Consider the following 17728-nt stretch of genomic DNA (forward strand, 5'->3'; position numbering starts at 1 on the left):
CGTGGACGCTGCGTCCGGGTTCTCGGCTGCCACCTGGCAGCGGCTGCGCACGGGCGACCTCGGCGTCCTGCCCGTCGCCGTGGTGCTCGTGCTGATCGGGCTCGTGTTCCAGGTGCTGAACCCGCACTTCCTGTCCGCGGACAACCTGGTCAACCTCACCCAGCAGTCCGCCGCGACCGGGGTGATCGCGCTCGGCGTGGTGCTCACGCTGCACGTGGGGCAGATCGACCTGTCCGTCGGGGCCGTGTCCGGGCTGGCCGCCGCCGTCGTCGCTGTCGGCTCCGTCCAGCTGGGCTGGCCGCTGTGGCTCGCGGTCCTGGCCGCGCTCGCGGTCGGCGTGCTCGTCGGGTCGATCTACGCGGCCCTGCACACCCGGCTGGCGGTCCCCAGCTTCGTGTTCACCCTGGCCGGCCTGCTGGTGATCACCGGGCTGCAGATGCGCGTGCTCGGCCCCACCGGGTCCGTGAACCTGCCGTTCGAGTGGTGGCTGGTGCGGTTCTGCCAGACGGCCTTCCTGGCGCCCGCGACGTCCTGGGCGATCGTCGCGCTCGTCGTCGCCGGGTACGCCGCCGGACGGGCGACCGACCGGGTGCGCCGGATCCGGGCGGAGCTGCCGGTCGCGCCCCTGTGGCAGGTGGTCGCGCGGGTCGTCGCGCTCGCGGCCCTGCTCTCCGTGGTCGTCGCCTACCTCGGCACCAACCGGGGCGTCGGTGCGGTCTTCGCGCTGTTCGTCGGGCTCGTCGCGCTCACCGACCTCCTGCTGCGCCGGACGCGCTGGGGCCGGTCCGTCCGGGCCGTCGGCGGCGACGCGGAGGCCGCCCGCAAGGCCGGCGTCCCCGTGCGCCGGGTGTTCGTGTCCGCGTTCGTCGCGTGCTCGACGCTCGCCGCCCTCGGTGGCGTGCTCGCCGTGGGCCGGCTCGCGGCGGCCAACCAGGGCAGCGGCGCCGGGGACACCAACCTCACCGCGATCGCCGCGGCCGTGATCGGCGGGACCAGCCTGTTCGGCGGGCGCGGGTCGGCGTGGTCCGCGCTGGTGGGCATCCTCGTCGTGCAGTCCATCTCGACCGGCCTCACCCTGCTCAACCTCGACCAGTCCGCGCGCCTCGTCGTGACCGGCCTGGTCCTGGCGGTCGCCGTGACGATCGACGCCCTCCAGCGCCGGGCCCGCGAGGCCTGAGCGACGCACGGCCCGGTCGATCTCGACCGGGCCGTGCGTGCTTGTCAGCCGCGCGCGCAGGGGGCGCCGTTGAGCACGAAGCTCGTCGGTGCCGTGTTGGTGCCCGTGTGCGAGCCGTTCAGGCCGAACTGGAACGAGCCACCCGCCGGGATGGAGCTGTTCCACGCCGCGTTCTTCGCCGTGACGAACGACCCGGTCTGGGTGGTGACCGAGCTCCACGCCTGCGTCACGACCTGACCCGACGGCCACGTCCACGTCAGCGTCCACCCGTTGAGCGCCACGTTGGACTTCACGGTGATGTTCCCGGTGAAGCCGGTGTTCCACTGGTTCACGGTGTACGTGACGGTGCAGGCGATCGCGGGCGTCGGGCTGGGCGGCGGTGTGGTCGGCGCCGGCGTGGTGGGTGCCGGGGTCGTGGGAGCCGGGGTCGTGGGAGCCGGGGTGGTGGGAGCCGGGGTGGTCGGCGCGGGGGTGGTCGGTGCCGGGGTGGTCGGGGAGGGGGTCGACGTCGAGTCCAGCCCGAAGAAGTGGATCGCGGCGGCCGCGTCGACGGGCAGGTTGTGGCCGACGTTCTGCAGGGTGATCGCCTCGACGGGCGCCCGGTCGCCGGTGGCGCCGTAGCGCGTCCGGACCTGGCCGCTCGCCGGGGAGTCGGTGGACGCCGGGGTCTCGCTGACGCCCAGCACGTTGGTCCACTGCTTGATGGCCTCGCCGTGGTTCACGTAGCTGAGCGTGGTGTCCTGCGACCCGTGCCACAGCTGCACGCGCGGACGTGCGCCCGTGTAGCCGGGGTACGCGGCCCGCGCGAGGTCACCCCACTGCTGACCCGTCCGCACCAGGCGGCCGCCGGAGCAGTCGCTGTTCCACGGTGCCTGCGAGCCGGTGCCCGGCGGGGGAGAGCTCGTCGAGAAGCAGGTGGCCGGCACGCCCGCGAACGCGGAGCCGGCGGCGAACACGTCGGGGTACGTGGCCAGCAGGACCTGGGTCATCATCGCGCCCGAGGACACGCCCGTGACGAACACCCGGCTGGTGTCGGTCGTGTACCGCTGCTGCACGTACCGGACCATCGAGACGATGCTCGTCGGGTCGCTCGCGCCGCCGTGGAGCAGCGCCTCCGACGAGCTCACGTCGAAGCAGCTCCCGCTCCGGTTGGCCTGCGGGTAGATGACGATGTAGCCGTACCGGGTGGCCAGCTCGTCGAACTGCGCACCGTCGTACATCGCCTGCGCGGTGCCCGTGCAGTAGTGCACGGCGACCAGGACGGCCGGCTTGGCGGGCAGCGAGTCGGGCACGAACAGGCTCATCCCGAGCTGGCCGGGGTTGCTGCCGAAGCTGGAGACGTTGACCAGGGACGCGGCCTGGGCGGCAGGCGCGGTGGTCAGGGCCGCTGCCGCGAGACCGAGCACCCCCAGGGCGAGGGTCGTGGCGGCCGCGATCGTGCGGCGCAGGGACGGCTTCATCGGTGTCCTCCGGGAGGGTGCGTCCGATAGTTTCGAGACATCTATCGGAATCGTCCTTCGGAGCATGCCGAACTGTGTCCGCCCAGGTCAGGGCGCGAAGCGTTTCACCGGGGGCGGCTCAGCGGAACACGATCGTGCGGTGCCCGTCCAGCAGCACCCGGTGCTCCGCGTGCCAGCGCACGGCCCGGGCCAGCGCCCGACGCTCGACGTCCTGACCCAGGGCGACCAGGTCCTCGACGTGCCGGCTGTGGTCGACGCGCTCGACGTCCTGCTCGATGATCGGGCCCTCGTCCAGGTCGCCCGTCACGTAGTGCGCGGTGGCGCCGATGAGCTTGACGCCGCGGTCGTGGGCCTGCGCGTACGGGCGCGCACCCTTGAACGACGGCAGGAACGAGTGGTGGATGTTGATGACCCGGCCGGCGAGCGCGCGACACAGGTCGTCGGACAGGATCTGCATGTAGCGCGCCAGCACGACGAGCTCGACGTCGAGCTCCTCGACCAGCTCCAGCAGCCGCGCCTCGGCCTGCGCCTTGGTCGCCGACGTCACCGGGACGTGGTGGAACGGGATGCCGTAGAACTCCGCCAGCGGCGCCAGCGCGGTGTGGTTGGACACCACGGCGACCAGGTCGATCGGCAGGTTCTCGGACCGCTGCCGGAACGCGAGGTCGTTCAGGCAGTGCGCGGCGGTCGAGCCCATGACGAGCGTCCGGACCGGCCTGCCGGCCACGTCGAGCGACCAGTCCATCCCGAACTGCTGCGCCACCGGGCCGAACGCGGCCTCCAGCTCGGCGCGCGGGGTGGACGCCGTGACCTGCACCCGCATGAAGAACAGCCCCGACAGGGGGTCCCCGAACTGCTGCGACTCGGTGATGTTGCCCCCGTGCTCCGCCAGCAGCCCGGCGACCGCGTGCACGATCCCGGGGCGGTCGGGGCAGGAGAGAGTGAGGACCCAATGCGTGGCGGGTGATGAGTCGGAGGACACGAGGTCCGAGAGTAGTGGTCGCGCGGATCGGCTGACACGATGGGCCGCATGACGCAGCCCGACCTCGACATCCGTTCCGTGACGATCGACGACGCGGGTGAGCTGCTGACGCTGCGCCGAGCCGCGTTCGTCACCGAGGCCCAGCAGTACGGCGACCCGCACATCCCGCCCCTCACGCAGACGCTCGAGGAGCTCCAGGAGGACCTGCAGCGCGACGGCGTCATCACGCTCGGCGGCTGGTACGGGCACCGCCTCGTCGGCTCGATCCGGATGCTCATCGAGGGCCCGAAGGCGACGCTTGGCCGGTTCGCGGTGGCCCCCGACCTGCAGGGCCAGGGGTTCGGCACGCAGCTGCTCATGGCGATCCTGCCGCACCTGCCCGAGGGCATCGAGGAGGTCTGGGTCTTCACCGGCCGCGACTCGGTCCACAACCTGGCGCTCTACGCGAAGCACGGCTACGAGCACCAGCACGACCAGACCGCCGGCGACCTGACCTACGCGTACCTGCGCAAGATCCTGGGGGACACCGAGGGCTGAGCCCGCTCAGGGCCGCAGCTGCCCCCGGAGCACGCCGAGGAACCGGCGTTTCGCGTCGATCAGCCGACGCTCGTGGTCGGACAGGAGCGTCGGCGTGCCGACGGGCTCGTCGACGACGGGCGGCCGGGGCCTGGTCGGCGTGTGCTGCCGCTGCAGCTCGATCTCGTCGGGGTCTCCGCGGCGCGGGAGCCGCACGAGCCGGACGTAGAACTCCAGCTGGTCGGGCGCCGTGTCGATGATCTCGTCGACGTAGAAGTCGACCAGCTCGAGGCGCCCCAGCTCGGCGATCTGTGCCGCGAAGGTGTCGGGCTCGAACGTCCAGACGTGCGCGTCCACGTAGTCGCCGCGGCTGGCCTCGAGCGCCTTCTCGTAGGCCTCCTGCTGCGAGTGGTAGTACATCGCGTCGGACGTCGTGGGCAGCCACCCCGACCAGACCCGGTCGGCGGGTGCCAGGACGGCTCCGCTGAAGTGGTCGTAGACGGCGCGCACCGACGGGACCCGGTCCGCGGACAGGTGCGCCTGCAGGATCTGGCCGACCGTCGTGGGCGTGCGCAGCACGTCGAAGGAGTAGCGCTGGTCCGGCACGGCGAGGATCAGCGGGCTCCAGTCCTCGAGCACCGCCGCGATGTCCGCGAGCCAGCCGATGAGGTCAGGGACGTGCTCGACCACGTGCGACGCGATCACCCAGCGGTAGGGCGCGGCGCCGCGGACGGCGTCCTGCAGGCTCCGGAACGTGCCGTCCGGCGCCTGCAGCCAGAAGTCGAGCTCCGGGATGAGGTCGAGGTCCACCGAGGGGTCGTCCCGGTAGTGCTCCCTAAGCCTGTCGGTCTCCAGGACGTCGACGTACCGGACGTCGCAGAACGACTTGAGCGCGATCGGCGCCGCCAGCGGCCCGATCTCCAGGCCCGGGCCGTCGTGCATGCCTCCGAGCTCGGTGACGATGTGGCGTCGTGCAAGCTGGTCCGGCATGGAGAACCTCTCGCCTCGGACGGATGCGACCAGGTGCTGCTGTGCGGGGGACGTGCTCCGAAGCGGGTCACTGTAGCGACGTCATGTTTCCGGCGATCGACGGGCGGGCGCGCTCTCGTCCGGCCCGCGGGCTTGCTACTCTGGGGCCCGTCGCGACTGGCGCAGCAGGTGGGTCACCACCGGGGAGCGACGCAGCAGCAGACCAACGGGTCGGACGCCTGGGCCCCCGGTCACCACACACGAGTGTGCGGGTGCCGGACGCGCGCGTACACGCTGACTGCCGACAGGAGTGCTTCATGAGCGCCGACCAGATCCCTCTGATGGATCAGAACATCGCCCAGCTGGACCCGGAGATCGCCGCCGTCCTCGACGGTGAGCTCGCCCGCCAGCAGGGCACGCTCGAGATGATCGCGAGCGAGAACTTCGTGCCCCGCGCCGTCCTGCAGGCGCAGGGCTCCGTGCTCACCAACAAGTACGCCGAGGGCTACCCGGGCCGTCGCTACTACGGCGGCTGCGAGCAGGTGGACATCGCGGAGGCCATCGCGATCACCCGCGCCAAGGAGCTGTTCGGCGCCGAGCACGCCAACGTCCAGCCGCACTCGGGCGCCACGGCCAACGCCGCCGTCCTGCACGCCCTGATCAACGCGGGCGACAAGATCCTCGGCCTCGAGCTGGCCCACGGTGGACACCTCACGCACGGCATGAAGATCAACTTCTCGGGCAAGCTCTACCAGGTGGGCGCCTACGGCGTGGACCCGCAGACGTTCCTGGTGGACATGGACGTCGTCCGCGAGAAGGCGCTCGAGCAGCGTCCCGACGTCATCATCGGCGGCTGGTCCGCCTACCCGCGCCAGCTCGACTTCGCGGCCTTCCGGTCCATCGCCGACGAGGTCGGTGCCAAGCTCTGGGTCGACATGGCGCACTTCGCCGGCCTGGTGGCCGCGGACCTGCACCCGAGCCCCGTGCCGCACTCGGACGTCGTGTCCTCCACGGTGCACAAGACGATCGGCGGCCCGCGCTCGGGCTTCATCCTGAGCCGCGAGGAGTACGCCAAGAAGATCGACTCGGCCGTGTTCCCGGGCCAGCAGGGCGGACCGCTCATGCACGTGATCGCCGCCAAGGCCGTCGCGTTCAAGGTGGCCGCCAGCGAGGAGTTCAAGGACCGCCAGCAGCGCACGCTCGACGGCGCCCGTCTGATCGCCGAGCGGCTCTCCGCGCCGGACGTCGCCGCGGCCGGTGTCTCGGTCCTCACGGGCGGCACCGACGTGCACCTGGTCCTGGTGGACCTGCGGCACTCCGACCTGGACGGCCAGCAGGCCGAGGACCTCCTGCACTCGGCCGGCATCACCGTGAACCGCAACGCCGTGCCGTTCGACCCGCGCCCCCCGCGCGTCACGTCCGGCCTGCGCATCGGCACGCCGGCGCTGGCCACGCGTGGCTTCGGCGACGTCGAGTTCACCGAGGTCGCGGACATCATCGCGACGGCGCTGATCAACGGTGCCGCGACGGACGTCGCAGCGCTCAAGGCCCGGGTGCTCAAGCTCACCGACGGCTTCCCGCTGTACTCCGACCTCCAGCAGTACTGATGACGGCCCAGCTCCTCGACGGGACCGCCACCGCGGCCCGGATCAAGGCCGAGCTGACCGAACGGGTCGTGGCGCTCGCAGCCCGGGGCGTCCGCCCCGGGCTGGGCACCCTGCTCGTCGGCGACGACCCCGGTTCGCGCTGGTACGTCGCCGGCAAGCACAAGGACTGCGCCGAGGTGGGCATCGCCTCGATCCGTGAGGACCTGCCGGCCACGGCCACGCAGGACGAGATCGAGGCGGCCGTCCACCGGCTCAACGAGGACCCGGAGTGCACCGGGTTCATCGTGCAGCTGCCGCTGCCGAAGGGCATCGACGCCAACCGGGTGCTCGAGCTGGTCGACCCCGACAAGGACGCCGACGGGCTGCACCCGACCAACCTCGGGCGCCTGGTCCTGCGGGTCAACGAGCCGGTCACCTCGCCGCTGCCGTGCACGCCGCGGGGCATCATCGACCTGCTGCTCCGGCACGACATCGACCTGCGCGGTGCGGACGTCGTGATCGTCGGCCGTGGGGTGACGGTCGGTCGCTCGATCGGGCTGCTGCTCACCCGACGCGAGATCAACGCGACCGTGACGCTCACGCACACGGGCACCGAGGACCTCGCGGAGCACACCCGCAACGCCGACGTCGTGATCGCGGCCGCGGGCGTGCCCGGGATCATCACCGCGGACATCATCAAGCCGGGCGCCGTCGTCGTCGACGTGGGCGTGTCCCGGTCGACGGACCCGGAGACCGGCAAGAGCCGCGTCGTCGGTGACGTGGACCCCGGCGTGCGCGAGGTCGCCTCGTGGGTGTCGCCCAACCCGGGCGGCGTCGGGCCGATGACCCGCGCGATGCTGCTGAGCAACGTGGTGGACACCGCAGAACGTCTCCTGGGCTGAGAACCTCCCCGACCGGGGCCAGGCTGTCCTAGTGACGGCCGGCCCCGGTCGTCGGAGAGGAGCTCGTCATGGGCATCGTCCGCCCGCACCTGTGGTTCGACGACCAGGCCGCGTCGGCCGCGCATTTCTACGCCTCGGTGATCCCGAACACCGTCGTCCACTCGGTCGTGACGGCACCACCGGGCACGCCGGGAGTCGCCGAGGGGGCCGAGTTCATCGTCGAGCTCACGATCGACGGCATGCGCGCGACGTTTCTCAACGCCGGCCCCGTGTTCACGCTCGACGAGGCGTTCTCGTTCGTCCTGGACTGCGCCGACCAGGCGGAGGTCGACCACTACTGGGAGGTCCTGACCGCCGACGGCGGCCGCCCGAGCCAGTGCGGCTGGCTCGTCGACAGGTTCGGCGTCTCCTGGCAGGTGGTCCCGGTGCAGCTGGACGAGGTGATGTCGCGACCCGACGCCGACGGGGTCGCCCGTGCCATGGCCGCGATGCTGACGATGGGCAAGCTCGACATCGCCGCGCTCGAGGCGGCGTACGCGGGGGAGTGACCGACCTGTCGGCGGGATCGGGTTGGATGGTCCGGTGCTGACCATCGCGAGCGTGAACGTCAACGGGATCCGGGCCGCCTACAAGCGGGGGATGGGGACCTGGCTGGAGGCCCGGAAGCCGGACGTCATCCTGCTGCAGGAGGTCCGCGCGTCGGACGAGATCCTGGCGGACCACCTGCCGGCGGGGGAGTGGCACCTCGCGCACGAGGCGAGCGAGACCAAGGGGCGGGCGGGCGTCGCCATCGCTAGCAGGTTGCCGATGACCGCGGTGCGGATCGGTCTGAAGACCGGCGTGACGGGTGACTCCGGGCGCTGGGTCGAGGCGGATCTGGAGCTTCCCGCGCACGAGGGTGCGCCCGCGCGGAGCATCACCGCCGTGTCCACCTACCTGCACTCCGGCACCGTCGGGACGCCGTCGATGGACGAGAAGTACGCGTTCCTCGACCACGTGACGGGCCGGTTGGCGGACATCGCCGAGCAGGGCGGCTACGCGGTCGTCGCCGGGGACGTGAACATCGCCCACCGCGAGGCGGACATCCGGAACTGGAAGGGCAACCTCAAGTCCGCCGGGTTCCTCCCGCGCGAGCGGGCCTACCTGGACCGCTGGTTCGACGACCTGGGCTGGCACGACCTGGGCCGCGAGCTGGGCGGCGAGGGACCGGGGCCGTTCACGTGGTGGTCGTGGCGCGGGAAGGCGTTCGACAACGACGCCGGCTGGCGCATCGACTACCAGCTGGCCACGCCGGACCTCGCCGACGCTGCCGTGAGCGCGACCGTGGACCGGGCGGCCACGTACGCGGAGCGGTTCTCCGACCACGCCCCCGTGGTCGTCGAGTACGACCTCTGACCGGAGCGGTTGCCTCGCTCCACCCGGATGACGCGCGGTCACCACGCGCCTCGTTACGGTGGTCGGATGACTCCGGCCCACGCCCCGTGGAGCGGGCCGCCGTGGGGGCGCGGTCGGTGGGGCTGGGTGGCCGTGCCCGCCACGTTCCTCGCGCTCGTCACCGTCCTCGGAGCCGCCGGGGCGGGCTGGTGGCACCCGCAGGCACGCACGTTCGACGCGCTCGCGGTGCTCCTGCTGCTGCTCGCGCCCGCCGCGATCGTGCTGGCGGTGCGGGGCGGGCGCGCTGCCGTCGTGGGGACGGTGCTCGCAGTCGTCGGGCCCACCACGTTCGTCGCCCTCGGGTACGAGCCGGGGCCGGCGTTCGTGCCGCTCGGGTTCGTCGTCGTCGCGCTCGGCGTCACCCGGCAGCGCGTCCTCTCCCTGGCCGCGGGGACCGCAGGCGCGATCGCGGTGGCGCTCCTCTCGGTCGGTCCCGGCACCCCGACGCTCGTGTACGCGACGGTCACCGTCGCCGGCCTCGCCGTCGCGATGCTGCTGGGCGAGGGAGCGCGAGGGCGGGCGGAGCGCATGCAGGCGCTGCGGGCTGCGCGGGTGTCCCGCCAGGAGTCGGCGGTCGCCGCCGAGCGCCTGCGCATCGCGCGGGAGCTGCACGACGTGCTCGCGCACTCGCTGTCCGGCATCACGGTCCAGGCGGGCGTCGGGCTGCACCTCATGGACCGCGAGCCCGAGGCGGCCCGGCGCGCGCTGACGGAGATCCGGGAGGCGAGCCGCGACGCCCTCGACGAGGTCCGCGAGGTGCTCGGCGTGCTGCGGGCGGACGGCGAGGTGCCGCGGGAACCCGCCGGTGCGCCCGGTCCGCGCGGCGTGACCGAGCTCCTGGTCCGGGCCCGCGCCGACGGGCTCACCCTCGACGACGACGGGGTCGCCGAGGCGGCCGCACGTGTTCCCGAGCCGCTGACCGGCATCGTCCACCGCACGCTGCAGGAGGCGCTCACCAACGTGCGCCGGCACGCGCCGGGTGCATCGGTGCAGGTCAGGCTCGTGGTGGACGACGGGGTCGTGCTCGAGGTGGTCGACGACGGCCCGGGCGCCGACGACGTCGTGGACGGCTACGGCCTGCGCGGGATGCGCGAGCGCGCCCACGCCGCCGGCGGGACGCTCGTCGCCGGTCCCGGTCCGACGGGGTTCCGGGTCCGGCTCGAGCTCCCCGGAGGCGGCCGGTGATCCGCGTCCTGCTCGCCGACGACCAGGCGCTGGTGCGCGGCGGCTTCCGCGCGCTGCTGGACGCCGAGCCCGACCTGACCGTCGTCGGGGAGGCGTCGACGGGCGACGAGGCCGTACGGCTCGCCCTCGACCTGCTGCCCGACGTCGTGCTGATGGACATCCGGATGCCGGGGACCGACGGGCTGGCCGCGACCCGCCAGATCGTCGCCGAGCCGCGGGCCGCCGGCGTGCGCGTGGTGGTCGTGACCACGTTCGAGCTGGACGAGTACGTCACCGAGGCGATCCGCGGGGGAGCGTCCGGGTTCCTGGTCAAGGACACCGAGCCCGCGGACCTCCTGCGTGCCGTGCGCGTCGTCGCGGCCGGTGACGCGCTGCTCTCGCCGACCGTCACCCGGCGGCTGCTGGCCACCGTCGCCCGCGCGACGCGCGAGGTCGCCGAGGCACCGGCGCTCGCGGACCTCACGCCACGGGAGCGCGAGGTGCTGGTGCTCGTGGCGGAGGGCCTGTCGAACGACGAGATCGGCGAGCGCCTGTTCCTCAGCCCGCTGACCGTCAAGACCCACGTGCTGCGCGCGGCGACCAAGCTCGGTGCGCGCGACCGTGCGCAGATGGTGGTTGTCGCCTACGAGTCCGGCGTGGTGCGACCCGGCTGGGCCGGCTGACTCCCCACGGAGCACGTCGGACGCTCCCCACGGACGACGACGCGGGCGCCCGCTGCGGGCGACGGTGGTGGTCCGGTCGATCGCCGACCGGCTCGCGACCGAAGGACGACCATGCTCACCACCCTCGTGTCCCACCCCGTCGGCTACGGCTGGGGCTGGGGTCCCGGCCCCTGGTTCCTGCTCGTGCCGCTGTTCTGGTTCGGGCTCATCGCGCTGTTCTTCGCGATCGGGAGTCGCCGTCGGCGCCGCTCCTGGGGCGGCTGGGACGGCCCTCGCGACGGCGGCAGCGCGCGCACCGTGCTCGCGGAGCGCTACGCACGCGGCGAGATCGACGAGACCGAGTACCGGGCGCGACTCGAGGTGCTGCTCGCCTCCGACGCGCCGCGGGGCTGATCAACCGGCGGGTGCCGGCTCGTCGGCCACCGGGGCGCCCGGGAGGTCGCGCATCCCGATCAGGGGCGACAGGACCACGGGGAGCGCGGCGAGCGCCATGACGCCGACGGACACCCAGAGCGTGGGGAGGACGCCGAGGTGGGTGCCCAGCCAGCCGCCGAGCAGCCCGCCGATCGGCATCGAGCCCCACACGATGAACCGCACGGAGGCGTTCATGCGGCCGAGCAGCGGGGGAGGGCACACGCGCTGCCGGAAGCTCACCTGGGCGACGTTGTAGACGGTGACGCCGAAGCCGAACGTCGCACCTCCGACGATGAGCAGGGGCACCACCGGCATGACACCGGTCGACGCCAGCGGGGTCAGGGCAGCTGCCGGCGCCGACAGGAGGGCGGAGACGGGGATGATCCGGCCCTCGCCCACCCACCGGGCGAGCCGGCCCGCCACCACGGCGCCGAGCAGGCCGCCGATCGCCGACGCCGACAGGATCGCGCCGTACGCCGCCGTGCCCAGGTCGAGGGTCCGCAGCACGTAGATGACGAGCACGGCGGCGGCGATGGCGCTGGCGAAGTTGGCCAGCGACGTGCACGCGACGATCCGCCGGAGGTACGGCTCGTGGACGACGAACCGCAGGCCCTCGGCGATCTCCACCCGCAGCGGGCGTCGCGTGTCCGGGTGCGGCGGCGTCTCCTGCTGCCGGATCCGACCGACGGCGACGGCCGAGATCAGGTAGGTGACCACGGTGACCGCGATGAGGGCCGGCGCCGCGATGACCCGCAGCAGCAGACCACCGAGCGCGGGTCCGACGACCTGGGCGACGGATGCGGTCGCCTGCAGCTTGGAGTTGCCCTCGACCAGGTGGTCGAGTCCCACCAGGCCGGGGATGTAGCTCTGGTGCGACACGTCGAAGAACACGGTGGCGACGCTGATCACCAGCGCGGCGACGATCAGCAGCGGGACCGTGGCGTGGCCGGTCGCCGCGGTGACCACGACGGTGGCCAGCACGGCTGCGCGGACCAGGTCCGCGACGATCAGCACGCGACGCTTGCGCATGCGGTCCACCCAGGCGCCCGCGGGGAGGCCGATGAGCAGGAACGCGGCGTACTCGGCGGCGTTGAGGACGCCCATCTCCCACTCGGTCGCGGCGAGCTGCTGGACCGCGAAGATCGGCAGCACCAGGGCCGTCAGCTGAGCGCCCAGCTGGCCGAGGGCGTCGCCCGTCCAGAGCCGGCGGAAGTCCGGGTGGTGGATCAGCGACCGGCCGGTCGTCGTGGGGGTGCTCACGCGGCCCAGCATCGGCAACCGATTGGGAAATGTCAATCACTGTGCGAGGATCGACGCATGACCGCGCCTGCCCCCCGTGACACGGCCGACATCGACGCCGACGCGCGCGCCCTCGCGAGCACCGTCCGCATCCGCATCCTGCGGCTCTGCCTCGACGACGCGCTCACCAACCGCGAGATTGCCGAGCGCCTGGGCCGCAACCCGGCGACCGTCCTGCACCACGTCCGCACGCTCGTCGACCGCGGCTTCCTCGTCGCGCAGGCCGCCCGGCGGGGGACGCGCGGGTCACGCGAGGTGCCGTACCGCGCCACCGGCAAGTCGTGGCGCACCCCGGGCGGGCCCGGCATGAGCCGCATCCTCATCGACACGTTCCTCGAGGAGGTCGCCCTGGTCGACCCCCAGGACGTCGTGGCCACCCGGCTCGGGCTGCGCCTCGACGCGGCCGGGTTCGAGGAGCTCGCCACCCGCATCGGCGCGGTGCTCGCCGACTTCGCGGACCGGCCGTCGACGCCGGACGGCACGCCGTACTCCGTGTTCTGGGCCCTGCACGAGGACGTGACGCGTCAGACGCCGCCGCGCAGCGCCGCGATGGGCTCGATCGATGCCGCCTTGAGCGACGGGTAGAGCCCCGCGAGCAGACCGATCAGCCCGCCCGAGAGGGCTGCCACGCCGACCATCCGCAGGTCCAGGATGGGCGTCCACTCCTGCGCGGCGCTGACCCCGACGACCACGGCGACGCCCAGCGCGGCCCCGAGCATCCCGCCGAGCAGGCCGACCACGACGGACTCGACCATGAACTGCGCGCCGATGTCCCGCCGCGTCGCGCCGAGAGCCCGCCGCAGGCCGATCTCGCCGACGCGCTCCAGCACCGACAGCAGCGTCACGTTCGCGATCCCGACCCCGCCGATCAGCAGCGCCACCCCGCCGAGCGCCAGGAAGATCGTGTTCACGTCCGCCTGCACGCTCTGCCGGACGGTCGAGGTGGCCGGCGGGGTCTGCACGTCGATGGTCTCCGGGGCGTTGGGGGCCAGGGCCGTCGGCAGCTGGCTGCCCACCACCGGTCCGGCGCCGACCGCCAGGTGCAGGTGCAGCTCGTCCGGTGCCACCAGCCCGAAGTCCGCACGGGCGGTCCCCTCGGGCATGAGGACCGCGGACAGCACGTCCGACCGCCGCTTCACGTCGTCGACGATGCCGATGACCTGGTACGCGCGGTCGCCGATGAAGATCGACGGCTGCCGGTCGACGCGGACCACGCCGAGGCGCTCGGCGGCGTCGACCCCGAGCACCACGACCCGGTCGGCGCGGGCGTCGTGGCCCGCGTCGAAGTAGCGACCCTGCACGATGCGCCCGCCGACCGCGTCGAGCGCACCCGGCGAGGTCGCGACGACGTCCGGCGCGACCGTGCGGGCCGCCGACGGGTCGTGCACGGGGACGGCCGTGATCTCCGCGCCGTCGACCTCCACCGTCGAGAACGTGCCGGCGGCCTCGACGCCCGCGAGCCGCTCGGCGCGGGCGGACGCGTCCCACGGCAGCGACCCGAGCGCGCGCTGCGAGCCGTCCCAGCCGTTGCTGGTCTCCGGCTTGGCCACCGCCTGCGTGGCGGCAACCGCGTCGAACTGCTTGTTGATCTGCCCCGACGCGGTCTGTGCCAGCCCGACCGTCACCACCACCGAGGCGATGCCGAGCACGGTGCCCAGGATGGTGAGCAGGAGCCGCCCGGGGCGTGCACCGATCCCCGCGGCGGCCTCCGCGAGGAGGTCGCGCAGCCCGAACCGGTCGGAGCGCGCCACGCGCTCGGTCACCGCGGTCACGGGATCTCCCGCAGGTACCCGTCGGCGATCCGGACCCGGCGCTGGGCGCGCGCCGACACCTCGTCGTCGTGCGTGATGACCAGCAGCGTCAGCCCGCCCGCGTGCAGCTCGTCGAACAGGTTCAGCACGCTCTCCGAGCTCTCGGAGTCGAGGTTGCCCGTGGGCTCGTCGGCCAGCAGCACACGGGGCTGCGCGACGACCGCGCGCGCGACGGCCGTCCGCTGGCGCTCGCCGCCCGAGAGCACCGTCGGGACGAAGTCGATGCGGTGGCTCAGGCCGACGCGGTCCAGCGCGGCCAGCGCGCGCTCGCGCCGCTCCGCCCGAGGGACGCCGCTGTAGAGCGTGGCGAGCAGGACGTTCTCCAGCACGGTCCGGTGCGGCATCAGGTGGAACGCCTGGAAGACGAAGCCGATGTGGCCCGCACGCAGGGCGGCCCGCTCCCGCTCCCCGGCGTTGGCCGTCGGGATGCCGTCGAGCAGATACTCGCCCTCCGTGGGCTTGTCCAGGAGCCCGAGCAGGTTCAGCAGCGTGGACTTCCCCGAGCCGGAGGGTCCGACGACGGACAGGTAGTCGCCGGACCCCACCGCCAGGTCGGCCGGGTGCAGCGCGTGCACCGGCGGGTCGCCCGGGAACTGCCGGCCGGCCCCCCGCAGCTCGAGCACGGGCGGGACGGGCTCGATGCTCTCGGTGGCGTCGAGCAGGTCGAGGACGGTCACTCGTCCGCCTCGGGGTCGGCCGTCTCTTTGTCCTTCTTCTCTGCCACACCGACGACCACCAGGTCGCCCGCGACGAGCGGCGACTCGGAACCTGCGATCTCGACGTACCCGTCGGCGGCGAGGCCCGTGGTGACCGTCACCAGCGAGCTGGACTCCCCACCGCTGCCGGCCAGCTCGACCCGCGACTCGCCACCCGGGCCGGCGGTCAGCGCGGCGAGCGGCACGGCGAGCACCTCACCCTCGGTGGAGCTGACCGGCACCCGCACGCGGACGTTGGTGTTCTGCAGCGCGAGGACCTGCTCCGGCGTCAGGGCGCCCAGCGTGAAGATGACGGTCCGGCGGTCACCCTTCGGCTCCTTCGGCTCCGTCGGTTCCTTGGGCTCCTCGCCCTCGGTCTGCCCGTCGGGCGTCTCGGGCGTCGCGGCCGGGTCCTTGACCTCGGCGACGGTGACGGCCAGCTCCTGGTCGTCGAGCGTGATCGACCCGACCGTGCCGACGGTGAGCAGCTCGCTGTCCGCGCGGGTCGCGCTCCCGGTGATCTGGATGGTGGCCCCGGACACGCTCATGAACTCGCCGGTGATGGTCCCGCCGCGGGTCGCCTTGACGACGTCGACGCGACGGGGGAGCGACGGGACGAACACGATCTCGCTGGCCGGGAGCGGGGTCAGCGTCGCTGCCTGCGCCTCGGTCTGGTCCTCCCGGGCCGCGGCCAGCTGCGACTGCGCCGACGCGACGGCGGCGCGCTGGGCGCCCGTGTCCGCCGGGTTGCCCGCCTCGGCCCGGGCCGCCTGCGCCTGGGCGAGGGCGCCCTGCGCCTCGACCACGGCGATCGGGTTGCACGGAGCCTCCTCGGTGGGCGCCGCGCACTGCGCCTGCTCCTGGGCGAGCGTCGCCTCGGCGACCGAGACCGCCGTGTCCAGGCCGATGATGACCGACTGCAACGGGCCGACCGCCGCGCTCGCCAGCTCCTGCTGGGCGGCGCTGAGGGCGTCCTGCGCAGCCCGGACGCCGTCGCGTGCTGCGGTGGCGGCGTCCTGGAGCTCCTCGCCGGCCGACGGCGGCTCGTACCCGACCCTCTGGTACAGCGTCCGCACGCCCGCGGCGGTGGCCGCGTCGTACGCGTCGCTCTCCGCGTTGCCCGCGTCGATGCCGAGGGCGACGAGCGCGGCCTTGAGCTGCCGCACGTCCGGCCCGGAGACCCCCGCCCGCAGCGACCGGTAGGTCGGCAGGTCGCCCGGCAGCACGATGACCGGGCGGCCCACGATCTCCAGCGCCACCGACGCCGCACCGATCTCGGCACCGACCGCGGGCACCTGGCCCGTGACGACGGCCGGGCCGCCCAGGTCGCCGGTCTCGACCCGCAGGGCGACCGGGTCGTCGTACCCGATGTCGCCCCGGATGACGAGCTCGTTCGCGATGACCCGGCTCTCCACCGGGACCGTGATCGGCCCGGCCGTCGGGGGTGCGGCATCGGCGGCCGCCTTGCCCGGCGACACGATCAGCCGGCTCAGGAGGACGCCTGCGGCGAGGCAGACGACGGCGACGACCGCCATCACGACGATCGTTCGCCGCCCTCCGGTGACCTGCGTGCTCATTGCTCTCCTCGTGGGACCTCGGACGGACCGGCGGGCGCGGGCGTCACTCGGACGCCTGTGCCGCCTTCTCGACCATCGCGTCGAGCTCGTCCTTGTGTGCGTCGATGAACTCCTGCTCGATGGCGAACTGCGCCTCGAGCGCTGCGCGCCCGGCCCCGGTGCTGTCCTGGCAGGTGCGGTCGGCGACGGCCGTGGCGATCTCCTGCTCACGGATCTCCGCGAGGGCGGCCGCGTCCTGGGTGCCGGTCTCCTCGTCGTAGGGGATCTCGTTGGTCAGCTCGTAGATGCTGTCCTGCGCCTCCTGCGGGTTGGCGAAGTCGTAGCCCTCGTCCGCCATGCAGTCGGCCCACTTCGCGTACGCCTGCGTCGTGCGCTCGTCCGTCTGCGTGTCCTGCCAGAGCTCGTTCATCGCCTCGGTCAGGTCCTTGAACTCCGGGTCGTCCCAGACCTGGCCGGCCTCGTAGACCTCGTGCTGGGCCTTGCCCTGGCAGCCGGCGGTGGTCCAGTCGTACTCCTCGGCCTCGGCCTCGGCGATCTCCTCGTCGGTCGGCTCGTCCGACATCGTCGGCGCACCGTAGAGGGCCTCGTAGAACGCCTGCTGCTCGGTCTCGCTCATGGTGGCGACGTAGTCGGCGTTCGGGTCCACCCACTCCTCGTCGGCGCCCTGGTTCATCGGCATGTCCTCCGACGTCGTCGCGCCGTACCCGTACTGCTCGGCGAACTCGAGCGAGTCCCACGCGGGCATGCCGTCGTCGGCGGACTCGTCGAAGCTCCTGCTCATGCCCGACGTGTCCTGCGGCGTGTACTCGAAGCCCTCGTCCTGCATGCAGGCGGCCACGATCTCCTCGGAGCGGGCCATCTGCTCGTCCATCTCCGCCTGGTCCTGGGACCCGCCCAGCTTCTCCCAGTACGCCGACAGCGGGCTGTCCTCGTAGGTCAGCGTCGCGTCGTCCGACGGGCCGCCGCCGGAGGAGCAGCCGGTGAGCAGTGCCAGGGCGACCGCTCCCATGGTGATCGCGGTGGTGGTCGTGGTTCTCATCGTGGCGGGCCCTTTCGGCG

At 73.0% G+C, this 17728-nt stretch carries 18 protein-coding genes and 1 riboswitch; of the genes, 10 read left to right on the plus strand and 8 right to left on the minus strand.

Annotated features, from left to right (window positions below; all coding sequences use genetic code 11):
- The first annotated feature begins 1 nt into the window (after window position 1).
- Window positions 2–1177: a sugar ABC transporter permease gene (locus ACXJKF_RS13030; RefSeq protein WP_456788137.1), complete on the plus strand. Its 1176-nt coding sequence runs from the start codon at window positions 2–4 to the stop codon at window positions 1175–1177.
- Window positions 1178–1221: 44 nt separating this feature from the next.
- On the opposite strand, the gene ACXJKF_RS13035 is transcribed toward ACXJKF_RS13030, so the two are convergent.
- Together ACXJKF_RS13035 and purU are read right to left on the minus strand one after the other, a co-directional pair.
- Entirely contained in the window at window positions 1222–2637 is a 1416-nt protein-coding gene (locus ACXJKF_RS13035; protein ID WP_456788138.1) for an extracellular catalytic domain type 1 short-chain-length polyhydroxyalkanoate depolymerase, read from the minus strand.
- 118 nt (window positions 2638–2755) lie between these two features.
- The gene (gene purU / locus ACXJKF_RS13040; RefSeq protein WP_456788139.1) at window positions 2756–3619 is read right to left on the minus strand and encodes a formyltetrahydrofolate deformylase; all 864 of its coding nucleotides are present in this window, start codon (window positions 3617–3619) and stop codon (window positions 2756–2758) included.
- Window positions 3620–3667: 48 nt separating this feature from the next.
- On the opposite strand from purU, the gene ACXJKF_RS13045 reads away from it, so the two are divergent.
- Window positions 3668–4156: a GNAT family N-acetyltransferase gene (locus ACXJKF_RS13045; RefSeq protein WP_456788140.1), complete on the plus strand. Its 489-nt coding sequence runs from the start codon at window positions 3668–3670 to the stop codon at window positions 4154–4156.
- A gap of 6 nt (window positions 4157–4162) precedes the next feature.
- On the opposite strand, the gene ACXJKF_RS13050 is transcribed toward ACXJKF_RS13045, so the two are convergent.
- The gene (locus ACXJKF_RS13050; RefSeq protein ID WP_456788141.1) at window positions 4163–5125 is read right to left on the minus strand and encodes a hypothetical protein; all 963 of its coding nucleotides are present in this window, start codon (window positions 5123–5125) and stop codon (window positions 4163–4165) included.
- A 142-nt stretch (window positions 5126–5267) separates the two neighbouring features.
- Window positions 5268–5356: riboswitch (ZMP/ZTP riboswitch) on the plus strand.
- Window positions 5357–5421: 65 nt separating this feature from the next.
- Between ACXJKF_RS13050 and glyA the strand changes: the two genes are divergently transcribed.
- The 7 genes from glyA (at window position 5422) to ACXJKF_RS13085 (ending at window position 11266) form a co-directional block, all read left to right on the plus strand.
- Window positions 5422–6711, plus strand: a complete 1290-nt coding sequence (glyA, locus tag ACXJKF_RS13055) for a serine hydroxymethyltransferase (RefSeq protein ID WP_456788142.1) — start codon at window positions 5422–5424, stop codon at window positions 6709–6711.
- Window positions 6711–7592 carry a bifunctional methylenetetrahydrofolate dehydrogenase/methenyltetrahydrofolate cyclohydrolase gene (locus ACXJKF_RS13060; RefSeq protein ID WP_456788143.1) on the plus strand — a complete coding sequence of 294 codons (882 nt, stop codon included), beginning with the start codon at window positions 6711–6713 and terminating at the stop codon, window positions 7590–7592. Before glyA ends, ACXJKF_RS13060 begins: the two co-directional genes overlap by 1 nt.
- A gap of 68 nt (window positions 7593–7660) precedes the next feature.
- Window positions 7661–8140 carry a VOC family protein gene (locus tag ACXJKF_RS13065; RefSeq protein WP_456788144.1) on the plus strand — a complete coding sequence of 160 codons (480 nt, stop codon included), beginning with the start codon at window positions 7661–7663 and terminating at the stop codon, window positions 8138–8140.
- Between the two features lie 34 nt (window positions 8141–8174).
- Entirely contained in the window at window positions 8175–8987 is an 813-nt protein-coding gene (locus ACXJKF_RS13070) for an exodeoxyribonuclease III (protein ID WP_456788145.1), read from the plus strand.
- A gap of 66 nt (window positions 8988–9053) precedes the next feature.
- Complete coding sequence (locus ACXJKF_RS13075; RefSeq protein WP_456788146.1) at window positions 9054–10211, plus strand: sensor histidine kinase; 1158 nt, start codon at window positions 9054–9056, stop codon at window positions 10209–10211.
- On the plus strand, window positions 10208–10873 hold the full coding sequence (locus ACXJKF_RS13080) for a response regulator (protein WP_456788147.1): 666 nt from the start codon (window positions 10208–10210) through the stop codon (window positions 10871–10873). The genes ACXJKF_RS13075 and ACXJKF_RS13080 overlap by 4 nt, the downstream gene beginning before the upstream one ends.
- 111 nt (window positions 10874–10984) lie before the next feature.
- Window positions 10985–11266, plus strand: a complete 282-nt coding sequence (locus tag ACXJKF_RS13085) for an SHOCT domain-containing protein (protein ID WP_456788148.1) — start codon at window positions 10985–10987, stop codon at window positions 11264–11266.
- Here ACXJKF_RS13085 and ACXJKF_RS13090 read toward each other — a convergent pair whose 3' ends face one another.
- A complete protein-coding gene (locus ACXJKF_RS13090) occupies window positions 11267–12547 on the minus strand; it encodes an MFS transporter (protein WP_456788149.1) in 1281 nt (426 codons plus the stop codon). It lies immediately after the preceding gene.
- A gap of 57 nt (window positions 12548–12604) precedes the next feature.
- Here ACXJKF_RS13090 and ACXJKF_RS13095 point away from each other — a divergent pair, with 57 nt between their 5' ends.
- Window positions 12605–13171: an ArsR/SmtB family transcription factor gene (locus tag ACXJKF_RS13095; RefSeq protein WP_456788150.1), complete on the plus strand. Its 567-nt coding sequence runs from the start codon at window positions 12605–12607 to the stop codon at window positions 13169–13171.
- On the opposite strand, the gene ACXJKF_RS13100 is transcribed toward ACXJKF_RS13095, so the two are convergent.
- From ACXJKF_RS13100 to ACXJKF_RS13115, 4 genes are read right to left on the minus strand one after another with little or no spacing between them, the layout of a single operon-like run.
- Window positions 13111–14358 (minus strand): ABC transporter permease, encoded by a 1248-nt coding sequence (locus tag ACXJKF_RS13100; RefSeq protein ID WP_456788151.1) that lies wholly within the window; start codon window positions 14356–14358, stop codon window positions 13111–13113. The genes ACXJKF_RS13095 and ACXJKF_RS13100 overlap by 61 nt on opposite strands.
- A complete protein-coding gene (locus ACXJKF_RS13105; RefSeq protein WP_456788152.1) occupies window positions 14355–15074 on the minus strand; it encodes an ABC transporter ATP-binding protein in 720 nt (239 codons plus the stop codon). The genes ACXJKF_RS13100 and ACXJKF_RS13105 overlap by 4 nt, the downstream gene beginning before the upstream one ends.
- Window positions 15071–16669 (minus strand): peptidoglycan-binding domain-containing protein, encoded by a 1599-nt coding sequence (locus ACXJKF_RS13110; protein WP_456788153.1) that lies wholly within the window; start codon window positions 16667–16669, stop codon window positions 15071–15073. The genes ACXJKF_RS13105 and ACXJKF_RS13110 overlap by 4 nt, the downstream gene beginning before the upstream one ends.
- A gap of 43 nt (window positions 16670–16712) precedes the next feature.
- A complete protein-coding gene (locus tag ACXJKF_RS13115; protein WP_456788154.1) occupies window positions 16713–17708 on the minus strand; it encodes a hypothetical protein in 996 nt (331 codons plus the stop codon).
- Window positions 17709–17728 lie beyond the last annotated feature (20 nt).

The organism is Cellulomonas sp. P5_C5 (assembly GCF_054049655.1).